Source organism: Pseudomonas fildesensis, from assembly GCF_001050345.1.
In the GTDB taxonomy this organism is placed as follows: domain Bacteria; phylum Pseudomonadota; class Gammaproteobacteria; order Pseudomonadales; family Pseudomonadaceae; genus Aquipseudomonas; species Aquipseudomonas fildesensis.
In genome coordinates, this window is record NZ_LFMW01000002.1 from 382,763 (window position 1) to 402,616 (window position 19,854).

Annotated in this window: 19 protein-coding genes and 3 pseudogenes; 10 read left to right on the plus strand and 12 right to left on the minus strand. The window is 55.2% G+C overall.

What is annotated here, in order from left to right; all coding sequences use genetic code 11:
* The first annotated feature begins 54 nt into the window (after window positions 1-54).
* The gene (locus tag ACR52_RS04990; protein ID WP_048721119.1) at window positions 55-1,266 is read left to right on the plus strand and encodes a YeeE/YedE family protein; all 1,212 of its coding nucleotides are present in this window, start codon (window positions 55-57) and stop codon (window positions 1,264-1,266) included.
* Between the two features lie 13 nt (window positions 1,267-1,279).
* On the opposite strand, the gene ACR52_RS29120 is transcribed toward ACR52_RS04990, so the two are convergent.
* Window positions 1,280-1,441 carry a DUF2986 domain-containing protein gene (locus tag ACR52_RS29120; protein WP_082143099.1) on the minus strand — a complete coding sequence of 54 codons (162 nt, stop codon included), beginning with the start codon at window positions 1,439-1,441 and terminating at the stop codon, window positions 1,280-1,282.
* Window positions 1,442-1,625: 184 nt separating this feature from the next.
* Here ACR52_RS29120 and ACR52_RS31665 point away from each other — a divergent pair.
* Window positions 1,626-1,739, plus strand: a pseudogene (locus ACR52_RS31665) (3-methyl-2-oxobutanoate hydroxymethyltransferase); the annotation flags it as partial.
* A gap of 110 nt (window positions 1,740-1,849) precedes the next feature.
* Here ACR52_RS31665 and ACR52_RS05000 read toward each other — a convergent pair.
* The gene (locus tag ACR52_RS05000; RefSeq protein ID WP_048721123.1) at window positions 1,850-3,871 is read right to left on the minus strand and encodes a methyl-accepting chemotaxis protein; all 2,022 of its coding nucleotides are present in this window, start codon (window positions 3,869-3,871) and stop codon (window positions 1,850-1,852) included.
* Between the two features lie 408 nt (window positions 3,872-4,279).
* Here ACR52_RS05000 and ACR52_RS05005 point away from each other — a divergent pair, with 408 nt between their 5' ends.
* Window positions 4,280-4,669 carry a hypothetical protein gene (locus ACR52_RS05005; RefSeq protein ID WP_152687586.1) on the plus strand — a complete coding sequence of 130 codons (390 nt, stop codon included), beginning with the start codon at window positions 4,280-4,282 and terminating at the stop codon, window positions 4,667-4,669.
* A 543-nt stretch (window positions 4,670-5,212) separates the two neighbouring features.
* Here the strand turns inward: ACR52_RS05005 and ACR52_RS05015 are convergent.
* Together ACR52_RS05015 and ACR52_RS29130 are read right to left on the minus strand one after the other, a co-directional pair.
* Complete coding sequence (locus ACR52_RS05015; protein ID WP_048721126.1) at window positions 5,213-6,028, minus strand: hypothetical protein; 816 nt, start codon at window positions 6,026-6,028, stop codon at window positions 5,213-5,215.
* A gap of 69 nt (window positions 6,029-6,097) precedes the next feature.
* Window positions 6,098-6,547, minus strand: a complete 450-nt coding sequence (locus ACR52_RS29130) for a hypothetical protein (RefSeq protein ID WP_082143100.1) — start codon at window positions 6,545-6,547, stop codon at window positions 6,098-6,100.
* Between the two features lie 559 nt (window positions 6,548-7,106).
* On the opposite strand from ACR52_RS29130, the gene ACR52_RS31150 reads away from it, so the two are divergent.
* Window positions 7,107-7,550, plus strand: coding sequence for a hypothetical protein (locus ACR52_RS31150; protein ID WP_236692116.1), 444 nt, complete (start codon window positions 7,107-7,109; stop codon window positions 7,548-7,550).
* A gap of 135 nt (window positions 7,551-7,685) precedes the next feature.
* Here the strand turns inward: ACR52_RS31150 and ACR52_RS05020 are convergent, their stop codons facing one another.
* Together ACR52_RS05020 and ACR52_RS05025 are read right to left on the minus strand one after the other, a co-directional pair.
* On the minus strand, window positions 7,686-8,342 hold the full coding sequence (locus ACR52_RS05020; RefSeq protein WP_048721128.1) for a hypothetical protein: 657 nt from the start codon (window positions 8,340-8,342) through the stop codon (window positions 7,686-7,688).
* A 348-nt stretch (window positions 8,343-8,690) separates the two neighbouring features.
* Window positions 8,691-9,251 (minus strand): hypothetical protein, encoded by a 561-nt coding sequence (locus ACR52_RS05025; protein ID WP_048721130.1) that lies wholly within the window; start codon window positions 9,249-9,251, stop codon window positions 8,691-8,693.
* Window positions 9,252-9,500: 249 nt separating this feature from the next.
* Here ACR52_RS05025 and ACR52_RS30760 point away from each other — a divergent pair, with 249 nt between their 5' ends.
* Window positions 9,501-10,217, plus strand: a complete 717-nt coding sequence (locus tag ACR52_RS30760; RefSeq protein WP_048721131.1) for a hypothetical protein — start codon at window positions 9,501-9,503, stop codon at window positions 10,215-10,217.
* A gap of 341 nt (window positions 10,218-10,558) precedes the next feature.
* Here the strand turns inward: ACR52_RS30760 and ACR52_RS05035 are convergent, their stop codons facing one another.
* On the minus strand, window positions 10,559-11,605 hold the full coding sequence (locus ACR52_RS05035; RefSeq protein ID WP_048721133.1) for a hypothetical protein: 1,047 nt from the start codon (window positions 11,603-11,605) through the stop codon (window positions 10,559-10,561).
* 382 nt (window positions 11,606-11,987) lie between these two features.
* Here ACR52_RS05035 and ACR52_RS05040 point away from each other — a divergent pair, with 382 nt between their 5' ends.
* Complete coding sequence (locus ACR52_RS05040; protein WP_082143101.1) at window positions 11,988-12,548, plus strand: hypothetical protein; 561 nt, start codon at window positions 11,988-11,990, stop codon at window positions 12,546-12,548.
* Between the two features lie 249 nt (window positions 12,549-12,797).
* Here ACR52_RS05040 and ACR52_RS31155 read toward each other — a convergent pair.
* The 3 genes and pseudogenes from ACR52_RS31155 to ACR52_RS05050 form a co-directional block, all read right to left on the minus strand.
* Window positions 12,798-12,993 (minus strand): annotated as a pseudogene (locus ACR52_RS31155) (DUF6124 family protein); the annotation flags it as partial.
* 87 nt (window positions 12,994-13,080) lie between these two features.
* On the minus strand, window positions 13,081-13,467 hold the full coding sequence (locus tag ACR52_RS05045; RefSeq protein WP_048721135.1) for a limonene-1,2-epoxide hydrolase family protein: 387 nt from the start codon (window positions 13,465-13,467) through the stop codon (window positions 13,081-13,083).
* A 35-nt stretch (window positions 13,468-13,502) separates the two neighbouring features.
* Complete coding sequence (locus tag ACR52_RS05050; protein WP_048721136.1) at window positions 13,503-14,261, minus strand: SDR family NAD(P)-dependent oxidoreductase; 759 nt, start codon at window positions 14,259-14,261, stop codon at window positions 13,503-13,505.
* A gap of 158 nt (window positions 14,262-14,419) precedes the next feature.
* Between ACR52_RS05050 and ACR52_RS05055 the strand changes: the two are divergent.
* From ACR52_RS05055 to ACR52_RS05070, 4 genes and pseudogenes are all read left to right on the plus strand, one after another.
* A pseudogene (locus ACR52_RS05055) lies at window positions 14,420-15,310 on the plus strand (AraC family transcriptional regulator N-terminal domain-containing protein); the annotation flags it as partial.
* An 89-nt stretch (window positions 15,311-15,399) separates the two neighbouring features.
* The gene (gene msrA, locus ACR52_RS05060; RefSeq protein WP_048721138.1) at window positions 15,400-15,906 is read left to right on the plus strand and encodes a peptide-methionine (S)-S-oxide reductase MsrA; all 507 of its coding nucleotides are present in this window, start codon (window positions 15,400-15,402) and stop codon (window positions 15,904-15,906) included.
* Window positions 15,907-16,130: 224 nt separating this feature from the next.
* On the plus strand, window positions 16,131-16,649 hold the full coding sequence (locus tag ACR52_RS05065) for a hypothetical protein (protein WP_048721140.1): 519 nt from the start codon (window positions 16,131-16,133) through the stop codon (window positions 16,647-16,649).
* A gap of 304 nt (window positions 16,650-16,953) precedes the next feature.
* On the plus strand, window positions 16,954-17,409 hold the full coding sequence (locus ACR52_RS05070) for a methyltransferase family protein (protein WP_048721142.1): 456 nt from the start codon (window positions 16,954-16,956) through the stop codon (window positions 17,407-17,409).
* A 210-nt stretch (window positions 17,410-17,619) separates the two neighbouring features.
* Here ACR52_RS05070 and ACR52_RS05075 read toward each other — a convergent pair whose 3' ends face one another.
* Together ACR52_RS05075 and ACR52_RS05080 are read right to left on the minus strand one after the other, a co-directional pair.
* Complete coding sequence (locus ACR52_RS05075; RefSeq protein ID WP_048721144.1) at window positions 17,620-18,846, minus strand: MFS transporter; 1,227 nt, start codon at window positions 18,844-18,846, stop codon at window positions 17,620-17,622.
* 299 nt (window positions 18,847-19,145) lie between these two features.
* The gene (locus tag ACR52_RS05080) at window positions 19,146-19,787 is read right to left on the minus strand and encodes a hypothetical protein (RefSeq protein WP_048721146.1); all 642 of its coding nucleotides are present in this window, start codon (window positions 19,785-19,787) and stop codon (window positions 19,146-19,148) included.
* Window positions 19,788-19,854: the final 67 nt, after the last annotated feature.

Consider the following 19,854-nt stretch of genomic DNA (forward strand, 5'->3'; position numbering starts at 1 on the left):
GTTTATACTGCGCACCCTCGGCACTCACTCCATCCAAACCACCTGAGAACCCTCATGAGCACCTCTCTTTCCATGACCCCGACGCGCAAGCCCGTCGCGCCACTGGTGGCTTTTGCACTGCTGGTGCTCGGCGCCCTGTTCCTGCAAAACAGCGTCGGCTCACGCCAAGTGCTGTTGCTGGTGGTCGGCGCCGCACTGGGCTTGACCCTCTATCACGCCGCCTTCGGCTTCACCTCGGCCTGGCGCGTGTTTATCAATGATCGGCGTGGCGCCGGGCTGCGTGCGCAAATGGTGATGCTGGCGGTGGCGGTGCTGCTGTTCTTCCCGGCGCTGGGTGCGGGCACATTGTTTGGTCAGCCGGTGGTCGGGCTGGTGGCGCCGGCCGGGGTGTCGGTGGTGTTCGGGGCGTTTATTTTCGGCATCGGCATGCAGTTGGGCGGCGGTTGTGCGTCGGGCACTTTATTCACCGTGGGCGGCGGTAATGCGCGCATGCTGGTGACGCTGTTCTTCTTTATCTGCGGTTCGTTGATCGCCACGCACCATGTGGACTGGTGGTTTGCACTGCCGGCGTTTCCGGCGGTTTCCATCGTCAAGAGCTTCGGCGTAGTACCTGCCTTGCTCTTGAGCCTGGCCGTGTTCGGCCTCATTGCCGCGGTGACCGTACGCCTGGAAAAGGGTCGGCATGGGCAGCTTGAAGAAGGCGTGAAAAGCGAGCACCAGGGCCTGCGTCGTTTCCTGCGCGGGCCATGGCCGTTGGTGTGGGGTGCGATTGGCCTGGCCTTGCTCAACTACGCGACCCTGGCTCTGGCCGGACGGCCGTGGGGCATTACCTCGGCCTTTGCGCTCTGGGGTGCAAAGGCGGTGAGCGGTTTGGGTGTAGATGTGAGCACGTGGGCGTTCTGGCAAATGCCCGGCAACGCCAAGGCCCTGGCCGCGCCGGTGTGGGAAGACATCACCAGCGTCATGGACATTGGCATCGTCCTCGGCGCGCTGTTGGCCGCAGGCCTGGCCGGGCGTTTCGCCCCCAGCCTGAACATCCCCGCGCGCTCGCTGGTGGCCGCAGTGATCGGCGGCCTGCTGCTCGGCTACGGCTCGCGCCTGGCCTATGGCTGCAACATCGGCGCGTACTTCAGCGGCATCGCCTCGGGCAGCCTGCATGGCTGGGTGTGGTTGGTGGCGGCGTTTATCGGCAACAGCGTGGGCGTGCGGTTGCGGCCGTTCTTCTTTGCGGGTGAGCGGCCGCGGGTGGCGTTGAGCGGTTGCTAAGACCGCCTCCGCGTCAGCTCTGCGGGGAAGAGCTCGGCTCCTGAGCCGCTTCGGGGGCCAGCTTTTCCCGATCCGCCTTGCTGATGTATTTATCCTTACTTTTCGGCGCCAGTTTCGCGCTGGCCTTTTTGGCTTTGGCCTTGAATAGTTGCTTTAGTTTTTTCTGGCGATTCATGTGGTTTTATCCGGTTTGTGCATGCGCGGATGATACCAGCTTAAAAACTGCGGCCGTTCCCTGGGTCGCTTTTTAACGCTGATCTGTGCATTGAATCGCCTTTCCTTTCGCCGATACTCGGGCCCTGCAAGCCCCGAGTATTGAACGCGATAGGGAAGACATGATGAGTATCCACACCCGTTCCATCGCCACGGTGATCGACCCGCTCGTGGATTTCATTCTGGTGGGCGACTCGACGGCCATGGTCGGCTATGGCCGGGCCTCGACCCTGAGCATGCAGCGCGCAGGCGTACTTGGTCGTCGACACCGACACGCCCAGGCGCTCGGCCAGCTGGCGCAGGGAGGGGCGTTTACGCTCGCCTTGCGAAGGGCTGGCCTCAATCTACTCCAACCGCCCCAATAGGCATCCTACGCATGTGTAAGCCCCGTCAACGTATCCGCAATCGTCTTTGTCCGCTGCGCCGTCCCCTCGGTCGCGCGGCTTGACGCTTCCAGCGCATCGAGCATTTCGCGCAGCGCGCCCACCCCGGTGGATTGGTCTTCAATCTGCTGGGCCACGCGCTGGATCTCGCTGGACAACAAGTCGATATCCACGCCGATTTCCGCCGCATTCTTGCGGGTGATTTCCGCCAGCTTGCGTACCTCGTCCGCTACCACCGCAAAGCCCCGGCCAAGGTCGCCCGCGCGCGCTGCTTCAATGGCGGCGTTGAGCGCCAGCAAGTTGGTCTGCCCGGCGATCTGCTGGATCACCTGCACAATCGACTGGATACGCAAACTCGAACCGGCCAGGGTGCGCGCCCCTTGCACCGCGACATCCGCCTGGCTGGACAGCCCCTCCACCGTGGCCCCGGCCTGGGCAGACACGCTGTTCTGCTGGCCAATCGTGCCCACCAGCTCATCCATCGACGCATGCAGCTCACCGGAGTAATGCTTGAGCTGCGAAGCGATGTCCTCCTGCTGACGCTCGGCCTGGGCCAACACCAGGCCCAAGTCGGCCAGGCCTTCGAAGACTGGCAGGATATTGCGGTCCAGACCTCGGGTATTCAGGGTGTCGGTGAAGTCATTGTTCTTGAACGCGGCAATCTGCTTGACCACCACATGGTTCAACCCCGCCAGCTTCTTCACCTGGCGCCGTAGGAAAAATGCCTTGAACTCGCCGTAATGGGCGATGAAATTGTCCACGTACTCATCACTGAAACTCGCGCCCTTGGCCACCCGAAAGAAGAAAATCGCCGTCAGCGTCTGGTTCAGGTTCAAGCCCAAAATCTCCCCAAAGGTCGAAAACCCCGCCAACGGCACATCACCAAAAATGCCGGTCATGCTGCCCAACTCGGCGCCGTTGTTCAGCCTTCGCAAAATGCAGTCATTGAGGATGCCCGCCACCGGTTGGCCGCCCTTGCCGCGCAAGAACTGCTCATAGTCCAGGCGCGTCGCCTCCCGCAACGGCGTACGCCGCACCATCACCAACTCCTCGCCGGGCGCCACGTCGCAAAACAGCTGCACGATCTGCTGCTCATAGTCGATACGCGCGATGGAACGTACAAACAACTCACTGCCCACGCGAATCGCGAACGAGTAATCCGCCAGCTTCGACTCCAACGCCTGGGGCGCGCAACTGAACGCATCGCACAGCGCCTGCACCATGCTCTTGATATTGCCGCCGCTGTCGATCACCTGGTCAATCGTGCGGTCCTCCACCGAGGCAGTCAGCACGCTGAAGGTCAAATCCGCCGGCTTGAAGTTCTGGCTCTTGAACACCCCAAATCGCACATGGGCCGCCGTCTTCAGGAACACAATCTGCGCATGGTTCTGATAACTGCGCTGGCCGTCATGGATCAGCGTCTTCTGGAAATCCGACTTACCGCCGGCCGACCCGCCTACGAACAAACACGGAAAACGCCCCGACTCATACAGCGCCTCCATAAAAAACGACTCCGACGCCGACAACCCATCGAACACCACATACGCCAACGTATCGCGATGATCAATCGGCGTGTGCACCTGCACCCGCTTGATATTGTTCACCAACTTGGCAATCCGCTCCTGCATCCCCAAACGCTTGCCGCCACTGCGAATGTCCTCACACTCCAGCGGCACCATCACCACCTCGGCCGAGGCGATCACACTGTCGTCGAAGAGCTGCAACACAATCCGGTCCCAACGCTCGCCCGTGGCGCAATACAGCGAATTGGGCGCATTGCACAGCTCGCCGGAGGTGGTGCAGAGGCTGATGGTGGATTGGGGGAAACGGCGTTTGAGCTTGGCGGCGATTGCGTCGATGTCCAGATGCGGCGAGATAAAGCCGGTGATCAGGGTGGGGGTGATGCGCAGGGCAGTGAGTGCGGCGTCCAGGTCGCTGGCAGTGCTAATGAGCGTGGCAGTGCCTTGACGATCGGCCCGGGCTTTTTTTAGAAGGGAGAGTGGGTTCATGGTGGACTCGATCGAGTGGGGGGCAGGGGGTTAGGCATACTGTTAGTAGGGTTATCGGCAGGTTGGGTGGGGGCTGGAGGGGGAGGGTGGGGGATGCGACGGATGGACGCGGTTGCAGGAGGTTCCCAATTATTGACAGGCTGCTATCGGCCAGGAGCAGTCACTGGACAGCTCTGTTGTCAGTCGCTTAGACCTGACGGCTTCGATGAAGCCAACAAAGATTTTTGACTGCATAAATCCCTCAAATGTGGGAGACAAGGGTAACGGTATACGTGTAGGGAATTTAGAAGACGGTAGGCGAGTTATTGTTCATCCCAATAGCAGCGACGGTCGGCCAACCATCGAAATACAACGACCCGACGGAAAATGAGCCAGTGATAAGATACGTTACGACTAAAGGATGCTGACGTGAATACACAAATATTCCGTCCATGGAGTGCATTAGGCTTACCTGCTTTAGGTAGAGTAACCTTCGAACGAATTACCTATGACAGCGGCATGCGCATTCATCTTAAAGAATCAGGAAGTGCAGGCAGAAAACTTTATTTAGACTTCATTGAACTTCCCACCGTGATACGCATAGCAAACGAAAGCATGAGGCTTGTTTCGTTGCAACTGATTCCTTGGGAAATCGAAACCTCATTCTTTTTAGTCGAGAATTCAGATTTTTTAGCATGGCTACATAATGATTCATTTGATATCTATAAAGATGATCCGATTTTTCATTTGGCCATTGTCGCAGATGAGTGGATAGACATTATTTGCAATGAAAAACCAGTGCTTGTGATTGAGGGCTGATAAGCTTCAGAGGCCCAGATTTGAATGACATTGATGCGGCGACCTGCATTCTTAATGCAGAAGCTGGCAGGGCGGCGCAATGGCCGAGATCGACCGCGTGACGAGTTGCGGACGGACATAGAAATTGCGGCCGATCTGGTCGAGGAGTTTAAAAAGACGTCGGCACTCAGAACATGGGGTTGGATGTGCATCGCTGATGGCACACCCCAGGTAGTGCCCCCCGTAGCGCTGTTGTAGCCTTCCCATCATTCGCTAGGCGAGTGGTCAAGTCCAATGTAAATGCCTGGTCACGTCCGATGCAAACGACTGATCAAGTCGAATGCAAATGGGTGGTCAAGTGGAGTGCAATTTCCCAGTTGGAGCTGATTGAAAACTGACCCATTACTTTTGGACATCAGCCCACCTCTTCTGTCTTGGAACCACCCAGTTCGGATTGGTATTTTTGCGCTTCTGCCTCGATCCGTTCAATCGTCCAACCGTTCTCGAACCATGCTGACGTTCCTAATTAATCCGTGCACTGACACATTAGTTGCTTTGGACTGGTCAGACCGTCGAAAGAGCAATCGCTTTTTCTAAGACGGCCTGTAACATCTGCTCCGGTGATTGTTCCTTGTTGAAGAAGCTCGGTGACAATTTATCAGAGTCGTTTTCAGTCGATTGCCTGAGAAGGGCGAGCGGCCCCGATTGTCCTAACTGCTCTTGGTAAAGACTTTTTATACTGTCCCTAAAGCCATCAGGGTATGCCGCTTTCTCGACCCCTGGAAGATCATCGAAATAGTCCATGATGCCTTTGAAGATTTCACTGTTGTCACCGCCGTTCGTTATATTGGCGTACAACTTGGAAAAATATGTTTCATCCTGCTTACTAAGCTCCCCATAAGCGGCATATCGTTCTGCATCCGTATAGGTTCCTGAATCATCATAAACAATATTGCTTAGCCCGTTTCGGGCCATACCTTCAAATGGGTTTGGAAGTTTTTCGGGGGGGAGTTTAGAAAGCCCAATTGCGTAATCTAGTGACTGCTGACCTAACGCCAAACGGGCAGGGTCGTCTGTTTTGGGAAGTAGATCCTCACTATTAAGATTCCCGCCAGCAATCCGCTGCCCGAAATTGTACATATCGCTCTGACCTTTTGCATATTGTCCTTTTAAATCCCTATTGGACATAGATGCTTGTTTATCATCAGCGTTACTTAATGCGTACAGTGCCCGTGCAGAATCGGAGATTGTGACGGTCTCCGTCGTCTTGATGGCGGCATCCCCTGAAGGTAAATTTACAGGGTTGGACGAAGGAACCTTCTCTTGTGTAGAAACCTTTGCCTGTGTACTTGCTTGATACGATTTAATCGAAATATCCATGGTGATACTCCATACGCTGAAGATAGCTCGAGAGCTATCTTCAGCTAGGGTTCCTATACAAATGTCGGATTATTTTATTTCAAATTCGACAGTGTAGTTATAGGGAGGCGCCGATTGAATTGCTGTGATATTCGCATTGCAAGTAGCGTTATCGGAACCAGTGCCAGTGCCCATTTTAGTCCAGCTAGGGGCTTTAGTCGTTGGATTGACTTGGTGGCTTGCTGCAAAACGACATTTCTTATTACCTGAAGTATAGACGAACCGCATTCCTGAAACCGTATCCGCGACACTGGTCAGGGCAAATGTTGTCGTTGCAGACGGCAGAATCGTATTTGGGGTGGGGGCTACACTCCCTGAAAAGTACTCGAAAGTGTACGCGGCTGGACCGGTCGTAGAGTTCTTCACCTTCACGGTGACGATTGTGCCTGCTTGGGCAGATGCAATCATAGAGGCGAATAGAGTTACTGTCCCGAACAGTTTAGCGAATCTCATAAATATCCCTTTAATTTTGATAATCACTATAACTCTTGTCCTTCCGCGTTTCGGTAAGCACCTTAACTACAAGTGCCTTATTGATGCAGAAGGATAGTAGCTTTAGGTCATACATCCATGACGCGAAAGCATTTTCCCTCGTCTTGTATAGAAAAGACAGCAAGACTCAACCTCTATAGCGGCAGGTAACCAGAATTCTTTAAGCCAAGGGTTGCTATTTTTGACACATCGGATGGATAAAGATTTCACAACCTGCAGGAACTAACACATATCCAGCCTGCAACCCTTCAATTTCAATAGCTTGCGCAGTGGTCCTGGTTGCCGATACCGGCTATCACCATAGTCATAGTACATAGGTTGAGTTACTAATTTTCGCCACTGCCTGTGGCGGCACCACTATGCTCTGCTCGTTTCGGTAGAAAGATGACCACCTGTCGATGCGCAGAGGTCGTTGGCACGATTCAGCCAATGATTTCTATGTCTTCGGTCTCCCACCAGCGCTGACGTGCCTAATAACACTTTCCAATGTGTGAGAATGATTTTAAAAATAAATGATATAATTTTTCATATAACTAACAAATCTAATATGAAGTATTCAAAAGAAGAAGAAGCACAGGCACTGGCTAAAAGAAACCAAGCACGCTCTGATTTCGCCATGCCGTCATATGACTTTATCCGAGTAGTGCTCCACTTTACTCACGAATGCGTCTCCAGTTTATCGTCAACTTCCTGGAAGGAGCGGGCAGTCTCCATCAGCTCGTTGGCTCCTTTTTCATTCCTCATATTTCGTATGAATTCAGGTGCAGTGAAAGACCCTAACAGACCGAAATTTTTGTTTGCCTATCCTTATATGGATGGAACAAAAGATTATGCCGAGCACGTTAGACTCCCAGATTATTTAGCAGGGCTATGCGCCGACATAAATCTGCCAAACATGGAGTTCAGTCATACGAAATTTGAAAGGATTTTCGGCGAAGCAATTATCAATTCAAAAAAACAATGTTCTTCTTCAGGTCTTGGGCAATCCTGAAAAAATCACCGTGAGACGATTAACCTTTAGGGACGATCAGTGAGCGTTCGTGTACAAAGTTCAATTATCAGCTCATACCACAATCTGGGATGATCAAAGCGGTCGGCAAGCTTCCCTCGTGACTTATTCAAGAGGTTAACGCAGCGTCGTTGACGAACAGCCCGTCACTTGTGGATAGATCAGGCAAACCAGCGTCGATTTGTGTTTTGGCTCAAAGCCGTGATCAATCATGCAGCGTTGCGCTTCGGCTGTGTCTCCGATGCTTGCAACGTCCAGATTTGACCCTAGCGGTTTGGCATAGCCACATGCGTACATCACCGGCAGGGCTTCACTATCATTCGCTACCTGGACTGAGAAATGCGGTGATGCTCCCGCCTTGCGCCAGGTTACTTGCATGCGTTCATCCCGGCCTGAATTCGGCTTGATTGGGTGAAATGCGTCATCCTCGACAAACGGTAAAGCTTCGAGCTGGGACAAGGTGAGAGGATGACCCTGCCTCTCTTCAACGCAGGCGGGCATGTCTTTCATTAATTCACAGTATTCAAAACCGTCTTTGCGAACAAAGCCATGACGCTGCATACACTGGAATTGCAGCACTTGCTCGTTTATCGGCAAATGCGTCATCGAACTGCCAACGGGGTCGCCACATTCCGTCATAGCCGCCTTAACACCCTCAACAGAGGTCGAAGCGCGTTTCCACCGCGTGAATTCAGCTGAAGGCGGGCAACCGGTCAGTAAAAGCACCGTCGCGATTAGGGCAGGAAAGGTAATGATGTGAGCTTTGCGCAACATGTTAGTCCTTTATGTACGTCAGGCTCCCCAACTGCCTAGATTCTTGAGAATCTTTGCTTACGGCATGAAGCACGCCACTGAATGTAATCAGAATGGTATCTGTAACCCTCTCTGGACGTTACCGAAAGTCGACTGTTTTCAACTCAGTAGGCCGATTGTCGCCTGTCGTGAGATGCAGCAATCGGCCAATAGTTGCCTGTCACGATGAGCAGCAATCGACCCAAAGCAGCCATCCATGACAGGGTGCTTTCGGCCAAAAGCTGCCGCTCACCTGAGATAAATTTCGAACGTCCCAACGCCTGGAATGAGCCCCTCGTAGCCGCAAAACACAGCCTGTTAACATGCCTCTCAACGCGTCGCACATTGACCTATCCGAAGAAAATTTTTAAGCGCCGCCTGATAGAGCGTCAATGGCTGATTGTCCGTATTGAATAGTGCAAACGGAATCATCGTGAGATGTGAAAACGACGTGGCGTTTATCGAGTAGGTTTTCTGCCTGCAAAAGCGCTGATCCTTATTCAATATAAATTCAAACTTGAAAAGGTTTGTCCGCGTACACCAACTGGGGATCAAACCCAGACTCAGGCCCGTCAAGTAATCTTGTCCGCAAGCGCCGCCAGATGAGAACTCCGAGATCTTTATCTCTAATGCCGGTAGGGTCGGGGCGGCAAGGCTGGAGCCCGTATCCTGTGCATCGGGAATAACTTTGAGTGTCGCTGCGTATGCGTCCTTGCCGAAGCGACTGTCTTTCCATGGGGAGTTTATTGCGTAACTGAAGCTGGAGATGATTTCTTGTGTTTCGGGTTCAACGGGTTTGTTGATTGTCGGCTGGGACGAATAAGATGTGCAGCCGGAACAGAGTATCGCAATGCTGACAAACACAAATCCGTTGGCTATTAAGCGACGCATACTCAGTTTTCCCTAACTATCAATTGGCCGACATTCCTGTCACTTAATGCCGTATAGCATCTTATCTACACGCCGGATAGCTGAATCAGCATAACAGGGCAGACTGTACGCGCGACACTTCGGGAGAGAGAAAAGGCCGCCGTCATGCTTTCTTTGCCCCCAATCCAGTGCGAACCCGCGAACTTTGAAGGCAAACGCCTGCCCAAACCCCGCCATCACCAAGGTTGCGCTACTAACAGGGAGAAAATAATGAAGCAGGACGCCAGCAAGCGCTCATCAATTCATACCGGCTTGGGCATTGTCATCGCACGCCTGGGGTTGTTGCTCATCGTGCCGTTGGCTATCGGGGGCTGCACCTTCAAGAAAACCGATGTCCAGAACCCGGCCGAGATGGCCAAGTACGACCCCGCCAGTACGGCGCGCATCCGCCTGATCAGCGGGCAAGGGGCATACGCAGGTTTCGTATCCGGCCAAAGTTGCGAGCAGTATTTCAACGACACTTACAGAAAAGCGCTGGCCGCCCGCGAGCGGCCGCAAGGATGGAATCCTTCGCGTATCGTGCCCAGCGGTCAGAGCGCGGATATCTTCGGCATGTGGCCTTCCGACTACCAGAACAATGTCATCGGCATGCCGGCCTCCCCGGTCAGCGCGAAGATCGATGAGACGCGCAGGTACTTCGATGAACGTGTGGTCCCGGCCGGGCAGCCGCTGATCGTGTTTGTGGCGTTCGTCACGTCCGGGTCCAGTTGCTCTTCAGCGCCCGTCAGTTTCGTGCCACGCGCAGGCGCCGACTATGAAGTCCGGCAGGCATTCCAGTCGCAAACACTCCAGACAACGTGCCGCAATGAGGTGGTTGAGTTGAAAGCCGGCGAGGAAAAACCGATGTCCCCGAATTACTGCATCCAGGACTCGTCGGGCGATTATTACACCCGCAGCGTTACCCCTGTCAGCCAGGCCGGGCAATAAGCCGACCGGGCCTGGTATAGGATGGCTGCTGTTTGTGCAGCCACTTTCACGCTGGCCTTTTTGCGCTGAAAAAAGGGCGTTATCAGCCAGCCTAGCTACGCCGAAGCGACGACTGGCGTATGAGGGCTCCTAGAGAGGGACCTTGGAGAATGAGACAAGGGAGCCCCCCAGCCCCATCAACAAGCTCCGAAAATGGCCCATAGGTAGACTGTCTCGAATGTCTGCTCCTGGCCGATAGCTGCCGTTGGCGCACGGCAGCAATCGGCCAAACGCTGCCGGTCGTCACGCTTAGGAGTGGCAATGCTCTTCAAAATAGGCGTCGCCTGGAGTGTAACGGCCGCTCAATATCCTTCCATAAACAGCACAGCCTCCAATTGGCGGGCGCTGTAGGCCAAGCCAGATCGTGTATTAAGCGCCTGCACAATGGACGCGACAAGATGATTTGCATCGAGCTGCGCTGGCCATGACATATATGCATTGCGCCATACAGCACGAGTCGCTCGTGGCCGACTACCGCCACGCCCGGCAATCAGGCCTAGGTTGGGATACTGCGCCTTGAAGGAATCGAGCTCGACGTCATCGAACACGGCCTCAGCAATAGCCACCAATGCGGTGGCTACACGCGAGTCATAGATCACAAAGTCGTCTGGGTAAAACATGGCGTACAGCTTCGTCCATGCACTGTTCATCGCAGCAGGGTTCTGAGCGTTGCGATTAGCTGCACGTTGCAGGTTGGCGACCACCGCATCGGCATCCTGTGTGGGCAGGCGCACCCCGCCCCACTGACAGATAGACGCGAATAACGCCAACACCGCGTCGGCATTACCGGCAAGGTCAATACTTAGCACTCGAGCCTGAGTAATAAACCCCTGCAGAACTTGCTCAGTAGCTACAAAATTCACTCCCGGGGAGGGCCAGAAGTAGCTGCTCAATCGTGCATCCAGTCCCTGAGCTGCCTGGGCTGGGTATACCTTCCGGCGGCGGCGATCGTAGATTTGAAAGGGTTCATATTCAAGGTAGAAGGCAAAGCGCGCTTCCCAGGGGCTTAAGCTATGGCAACCCAGGGGCGCCTCGGTAGCCGGCTCGACTTCAGCGGTCAGCTCCTGCGTTTCGTCCAGGCCGAGCAACTCATACAACCCCTCGGCCACACGCCGGTAACGCGCCACTTGGCCGTTGCGCGCCCAGTAACCGGTGTGCTCACAAAGGTTTGCCAGCTGCGTATTGATTGTGTTGGCGGCGAAAAAGTCTAGGCCCACGCGATAGCGTTCGTTGGCGTCGGTGGGGCTTAAGTAGACCCTACGGCCAATGGTTTTAAGGTCTGCAGCGCGGAAGTGTAGCGGTAGCGCGCCGGCGTGGATTTCAAGGGCAATTGCGTCGTGCAGGGCCATTAGGCATTCCAAATGCAGGGGGTAAAGAGGTTTTCCGTTATAGCGATAGGCTACTCGGCGTCGGGCGCGCGATCCAGTGTGGTAAACGTACGGCTAAGACTTCAAGCAGGGCTGCGCTTAAGCCCAAGCGCCTCACGTTCTCCCCCATTTAATAAATCAGTAATCCGGCCAATAAGGCCCAGATGCCTAGTGGTTATTTACTGACAGCGCTCAGCCGACAGGGAGTGGCAGCAGTGCGTGAAGATAAAGGTCAGCGGCGTAGTGCCGATACATTGACGACTATCGCTAGGCGCTCAGGGATCTCTAACGAAAACCTTGAGGACGTTTGGGGTCATGGCTGGAACGTTAATTACAGCTAATCATTAGACATATGGAAGCCATAATGAAACGGATTGAACGGGACTTCGTTACGCTGTTCAACTACCTCTGGTACAAGGATTTTCCCGTTACTGAAACAGCCTGCCTGGCGAACCGGGCCAACTGGACGATTCATATGGGCCTCGTAATTCGGCAATGTGCCAGCCTGCTGGGCGCACGGGCGCTTTTCGAATCGGGCGGGCGTACCGATGCGGTGGTGCAGTACTCCGAAAAGGATATTTTGACCTTCGTGGAATGGGAGTGGAAGCGTGCCCATACGGACATCAATGAAATCAAAAAGCTGCATAGCAAGGCCGGTCAGGCAGCCTTTCAGACGTTCATTGGCTACAGTCGTGTAGAGGACATTCAAAAGGCTCTAGACCAAACGTTGAACACCTGGATCGATGCTAAAAGCCCCTTGATTTATTTTCTTATCACCTACGACGTGGTTAAAGGCAACCGCCATTTCGTTGAGCTTGTGACCTACCAATTTACAAAAAACCGCTGCAAGAAAATACGCAGCCAGCCGGCGCTACCCTGGATGGTAAATCGCAAGAAATTCATCGACGCTGATGAAAACACATAAAGCCTAAAAGACTTCGGAACTGTTGCCGATCAGCATTTCGCTGCTGGCTTCATCGGCAATTCCGAGCAACGTGGTGGACGGCCGAATGAGTTCTCACCCACAGTAGCGCTTCGACTTCGTCGTATTTATCCGCCAACTTGAGGAGCGTGTTTGCCCAGCCACTGCTGAGGCTGCAGGATTAAGGGGACTGATCTATTTATTTATTCCGAAGGAAAATCGCCGAGTCTTCGTAAAGTGAGTCACAAAGACTCAGCGATCTATTGAGTGGGTGGAAGGTTCGCTGCCCGCTACAGCACCCTCCCGCGCCATCAACTTATCCACCAACAACCCCCCCCCCCAGCTCACTCAACGGGTGAATCGCCTACGCCACATCCCGCTGCTTCCCCGTCAGCTCATCCGACAGGTCAAGCAACAACGCGTTAACCGAGGAAAAGGTTTCATAGCTAAATGAATCCGCCCCGTTACTTGTCCCCTTTACTGCCTTGATGGCAAGCCGTGCTTAGCGCGAGGCGCAGCCGCTGCGATATTGAGATTAACTATCGGAGAGCTTTTGAGCGAAGTTGACATTGAAGTAGTCTCTCCACGCGACGATGTGATCGCCCTCAAGCTCAAGTATGCCCATGACCTTCGCTGCTCCGATCTCGCTGCCGTCAGCGCGTTCGAACCTATCAAGTCGTTCGGTGAGCACGCTGTTACCGTCTGCGGCGATGGCGAGCATTTCAAAACGTACCGTAGCGATGCCTGATGCTTTCTCAAGGGCATCAATGAGCGCAATCGCTTCGTCGATACCGGTCGTGATGGCGACGCCTTCATTGACCCAAACGGTGCTGGGTGTGAACCAACGCTGTATGGCGACTCTCCCATGGTCTTCGGGAAAAGCGGCAAAAAAAGCGCTGACAGTCTCGATCGGTGTTGGCATGACGGTGTCCTTTCAAGGAGTCAGCGCAATTGCGCTTAAAGCAGCTGCCCGCCCGAAATGTCAAATGTCGTCCCGTTAGCCCAGGCCATGTCATCGGACAGGATGGCGGCAACCGCAGCGCCTATATCATCCGGCAGACCGACACGGCCCAGCGCGATGCCATGTGCCACATAGGCGTTCACATCTTTATTGTCGCGTACCGCACCGCCGCCGAAATCGGTAGCGATAGCACCGGGGGCAATCGCATTGACCCGAATGTGGCGCGAGCCCAGCTCAACCGCCATGAAACGGGTCAGCACCTCGACGGCGGCTTTCACTGCCGCGTAAACGCTGTATCCCGGCAGAGTAAAGCGCACAAAACCGGAGGAAACGTTAAGGATTCGGCCGCCGTCTTCCACCAGCGGCAGCAGCTTCTGTGTCAGGAAAATCGGACCACGCAGGTGCGTAGCGACCAGTGAGGCAAATTGTTCTTCGGTGGCGTCAACGAAGTTCGCAAAGAGGCCATTGCCAGCATTGTTGACGAGAAAGTCGAAGCGCTCGCGACCGAAGTTGGTCTTCAACGTTTTAGTCACTGCGCTTGAAAAAGCCTCATAGCTGGCGGTATCAGTAATGTCGAGCGGCAGCATCGCGATCTTGCCGCCCTGCGCCTCGATTTGCTGCTTCAGCGATTCGGCTTCTGCCGCGCCGCTGCGATAGGTGCCGATGATGTGGACACCGCGCTTGGCGAGGTGAACGGCCATGTTGCGGCCAAGGCCACGGCTGGCGCCTGTGATGAGTGCGATCGGGTGGGTCATGGGTTATCTCAGCTAGGTTTAGGCGTGCCTTTCGGCGCTTTCTTGACCCGCTCAAGATAGGCAGTGATCGGTTTATAACCCACGCCCAATAAGCTCAATTCATTGCCCGATTGTCTCAATCGTCTTGCGTGATGACGGGGCGTCGGCATAATCGGCTCATGAACAACGACCTTGCACCGCATCTTGAAATAGCCCTGCGCCATGCGCCACCGGGTTTGACGACTACACGCATCCCGCGTGTAGACCTCTGCGTCGGGCAAGGCACCACGGACAAGGCGCCATGCCTGTATCGCTCGATGATCTGCTTCATCCTGCAAGGCTCCAAGCGCGTCGCGATTAACGACAATCTCCTGAGCTACGACAGTGAGCACTATCTCATCAGCGCCCTGGACCTGCCTTTGAGCGGACAAATCCTTGATGCTGAAGGGGGTGAGCCCTACGTGGCGGTATCGCTGGTGCTGGCCCCGGCCATACTGGCGGACCTGGCGGCGACCATGCCTGTGATTCGCGAGAGCGAACAAAAAGGGATTGGCATCACGATCAACCCGATGAGCGCTTCGCTGCGCGATACGTTGCTGCGCTTATTGTCATTGCTCGACACGCCTGCCGATATCCCGGTTCTCGGCCCCTTGGTCGAACGGGAATTGCTCTATCGTCTTCTGCTGGGCCCCCAGGGCCGATTGCTGCGTCAGATTGCTCAACCCGATGGCGCCCTGGCCAGCATCCGCCGGGCCGTTGCCTGGATCCGGGACAATTACACCGACCAACTGCGTATCGATGCATTGTGCAAGGCCAGCGGCATGAGCCGGGCAAGCCTGCATCGCCACTTTCTTTCGATGACAGGCCTCAGCCCCATCCGCTATCAGAAACAGCTTAGATTGCAGGAAGCTCGCCAGCTTTTGCTGGCCGGCGAGCATCGTGCGTCTGATGTGGCGTTTGCTGTTGGTTATGAAAGTGCGTCACAGTTTAGCCGCGAGTATCTACGGCAATTTGGTGCATCGCCGGCGCGTGATGTGCTTGAGATACGGCAGGCGATTGTTAGTCCAACGGCCACCCCCCGTTCTTCCTCGATTCAACTTGGTATTGGCCAACATCACCCCATAACTACCCCTGTCTCCATTAAATGCAAGGACAGACCATGACCAACCAAACCGAAACCGCCATCCTGGCCGGCGGCTGCTTCTGGGGCATGCAAGACCTGTTGCGACGCTACCCCGGCGTGCTGCACACGCGAGTCGGCTACACCGGCGGCGATGTGCCGAATGCCACCTACCGCAACCATGGCAACCATGCTGAAGCGATTGAGATCGTGTTTGACCCGGCGGTGATCACTTACCGGCAGATTCTTGAGTTCTTTTTCCAGATCCATGACCCGAGTACGCCTAATCGGCAGGGGAATGATCTTGGGCCTGGTTATCGTTCGGCGATTTATTATCTTAGTGAGCAGCAGCGAGATGTTGCCGAGGATACGGCTGCGGACGTTGATGCTTCGACGTTGTGGCCGGGGCGTGTGGTGACAGAGATTGAGCCGGCGGGGCCGTTTTGGGAGGCGGAGCCGGAGCATCAGGATTATCTGGAGCGGATACCTAATGGGTATACGTGCCACTTTGTTCGGCCGAATTGGAAGCTGCCCAAGCGTGCGTGAGAGTGGGGGGCGCCGGAGGAAAATGGAGTAGATCCGATTCGGGGGGAATAAATCCCCCTTTACTCGTTCACTGGAAATGTGATCTGGAACGAAGAGCATCCTTGTCCAGACCTATGCCCTGAATACTCGTTGATACATCACCGAATACATTATCATCAGCCCGCTATTCGGCAGTCCCAAGCCCCGGAATGGACAGGGCACCCAATGGAATCAGGGAGAGATGGATGTACCTCAATAAAAAGTCCAGCCGCTGTATCTTGCTGGCCGGCGTGTTGGTAATTAGCGGTTGCACTTCGTTTTTGCAGGGCAAGCAGTATGTCGTTCCTGGCCCCGATGAACCCTCCGCAACGGTTCGCCTCAAGGCTGGAAATGGTGCGAGACTGGATGCCATGACGTTCAGCGACAATGGATGCTATGCGGGTTACACCATCCTGCCCTCTAACGGCGACTACATCGAATCTCGGGTCGCCGTGAATAAGGAGCTGATCCTGACCTATGGGCAGTTCTCAGGAAGCAGCGTTTGTCAGATACCGTTCTCCTTCACGCCACAGAACGGCGCCACCTATACCTTAATCCAAGGCTCCTGGAGCAAGCCCAAGGCAGGCATTCTTCCGATCTTCAACCACGACGAACATTTCTGCGGCGTAGGCGTCATCAAGAAAGTCGGCGACCAGGAGAGCATCGAACCCATTCAACAGCTGCAAATCAAGACTGGGTTCGCATGCCTGAAGTTCGTTAAATAGAGACACCGCACGGCATCCGCTGCGAGTTGGTTGAACCATTTCGAGCGGATAACGCCTTCCCCGGACAACGACAACGACAACGACAACGACAACGACAACGACAACGACAACGACAACGACACCGATGACCGAGCACTGTGCTGAAAGGTCAGCTGTCGGCCAAGAGCAGTCACTAACTGTCGACAAAGTCTGAGGCAACTCAGGGCGACCTGCCCCGCAGTCTCCATCGTGCTCATGGTGCTTGACCCTATAGTGGCTATAACCCTCATTCTAGTAGCAAGTTCGTATCTAATAGGAATTCATCATGGATACCCGCATCCCTCCGCCGCTGGTTGCTGCCCTGTTCGGCCTGTTGATGTGGGTCGCTGCTCGACACTTACCCGGCGCCCTGGAGCTGACTATCGAGTGGCGCACTAGCCTGGCGCTGGTGGCGTTGCTAGCAGGAGTAGCTATTTGTCTAGCCGGCGTGCTGTCCTTCCGCAAGGCCCGCACCACGGTCAACCCGCTGAAGCCTGAAACGGCTTCGGCTCTGGTTAGCTCGGGCGTCTACAGATATACCCGCAACCCCATGTACTTAGGCTTCGCCATAGTCCTGATAGCCTGGTCAATCTTCCTCGCCTGGCCCCCGGCACTCCTAGGCGTGCTGGGCTTCGTTATGTACATGAATATCTTCCAGATCGGGCCGGAGGAGCGGGCCCTTGCCAGCCTTTTCGGGAGAGAGTTCACGCAATACTGCAGCCAGGTCAGACGTTGGCTATAGCGAGGGGAACGTCCGTTTTTGGCTGTTAGCGCCCCTTCCCCAATGGCGCCTTTTTGGCCCTGCTTACTCATGAACGTTCGTCGTTTTCAACTCATCAAGCGTCATGCGCCGACGCGCAGGCGTAGCAGTCAATTTGTACCCCAAGCCCTCAAGGATCGTGACAACGTTACGAATCCCAGTATTGCCAAGCTCCCAGGTTGAAGCGCAGCGCTAGCAAGGCTGAGCCGCCAAGCTGTTGCTGACATTTCGCCCCAGCACGAGCACGGTCACAAAACCGAAGCCCACCAGCACCGTCGCCAGGCTTAACAACACCGAGCTGCCCATCTGGTCGACGATCCGCCCGCCGAAGAACGAGCCCAGGGCAATAATCACCTGGAACAACGCGACGAACAGCGGCATGCCGCGTTCGACATCCTTGGGCGCGACGACAAACATCCAGATACTGGCGCAGGCCGGGAAGGCGCCGAAGGCGAAGCCCCAGAGTGCGATCAGCATCGCGGCGCCGGTCATGCCGGTGGCGAAGTAGGGGAACAGGGCGGTACTGGTGCCGATCATCAGCGCGACCAGCAGCAGGGTGTGACGAACACTGCGGTTGGCGGCGAAACCGGCAAAAATATTGCCCATTACCCCAGCCACGCCAAAGAGCAGCAGCAGTGAGCCAATCGTCGGCCCGTCGAAGCCGGAACTGTATTTGAAGAAGGGCGCGACATACGTGTAGGCAGCAAAGTGCGCCAGGCCGATCAGCAACACAGCGATCAAACCGACCCGCGCTTGTGGGTTGATAAAGAGGGCCGGCAGGTCGCTGATGCGAATGGCCTTTTCCGGGTTGAGCCGGGGTAGCAGGAACACCTGCGCCAGTAACACCGGTATGCCCAGCAGCGCGGTAACCAGGAAGGTCATGCGCCAGCCCATCAGGCCACTGAGCCAGGTGCCGACGGGTACGCCCAGCACGGTGGCCAAGGTCACGCCCACCATGATGATCGACGTGGCCTGGGCAACGCCCACGCCCTTGGGGGCCAAGCGGCTGCTGAGGGCGATGGCCGTCGCCCAGAAACCGCCGATACTGATGCCCAGTAGTACGCGGCCGAACAGCAGCAGGCTGAAGTCGCTGGCGAAGGCCACGACCGAGTTGGCGATGATCATGATGAACGTCAGGCCGATCAGCAGGTAACGGCGGTCCATGGTGCCAATGCTGACAGACAGGAAGGGGGCGGCGAGGGCGGCCATGATGCCGGGCAGGGTCACCATCAGCCCGGCGTGGCCGGCACTGATGCCCAGGTCGCTGGCGACGTCGTTGAGTACACCCACCGGCAGAAACTCACTGGTCACCAGGGCGAAGGCACCCACGGCGACCGAGAGAATCGCCAGCCACTGCTGTTTGACACTCTGTTGACTATGTTCGGGTAGGCCGCGAGGGGCGTGGCTGGCGCTTGGCATGGTGTTGGGTTCCAAGGGGAATGTCGCCTGAAGCCAGGCGGGGGAGAGGGGGAGAAATGGGAGGCGATTATAGGAATGGGGGTTGGCAACCCAATAGGCGAGCCGTTCGATAGTAATCATCAGTGCAATCGATGCGACGCGCTTGGGCCCATGGCGCGTGTCCGAGCATTAAGTTGGAAAATATTGAAGAGGCCGGCATGAACCGCACTCCTGTGGCAGAAAAGCTCGCGGCTGAGATTTAAATCCATAGCGAGTTTTTCAACCGACTCGGCAAGAGTTGGACACAGATTTTCCCATGGCTAACCCGCGTGACCACCCGCATCGATGAATAGCTTGCGGAGCTTTTTTCGAGCCGCCTCTGAAAGGCGCAGTGAATAACGTTGAAACTCTTTCTCTGCTGCGTCGGGCTTGCCGTTCACGGCCAATACAAAGGCATATGCAAGAGGATGTTGTGTGTAGTTGTAGAAACCCAGGCCACCAGTCGACAGATGCTGCTTGACCCTCTCGAAAGCACCAGGCAGGTCGGCTATCGAACGAGCCTCGCTCCAGAACGATTCAGCTTTGGGAATGGCAGCCCTGAGGATATTGGGTGCGCTGCTCGCTATAGCATCAGGTCCATAGCTATATGAGATATCAAACGACTGATCTCGCACATCGAAAGTCAGATCAGGTCGTGCTGATTTTGACGTCCTGTGCCATTTGATTTCATTTCCGGAGAGATGAGGGACGAAGTCCAGTGACAGAGCCCATGACGGCGCTAGTGCGCCGCCTTTCCACTGCTCAAGGCGAAAGATTTGGCGAATGGGAGCATCGTCGCTACGAAGCCAGGACAGCGGGCCCTGTACCTCGAATCCTAGCGGCTGTAAAAGTGACTCTACAGTGGGCGAAACTATTTCGTGGACTTGATCTAATCGCACTATTTCGAACGCTTTTCCCTGCATCGCCGGCCCCCTGTTCAAAAGTAAACTCACTCGACAATTTCAGTCGACTCGAACTCAAATAGCGCAA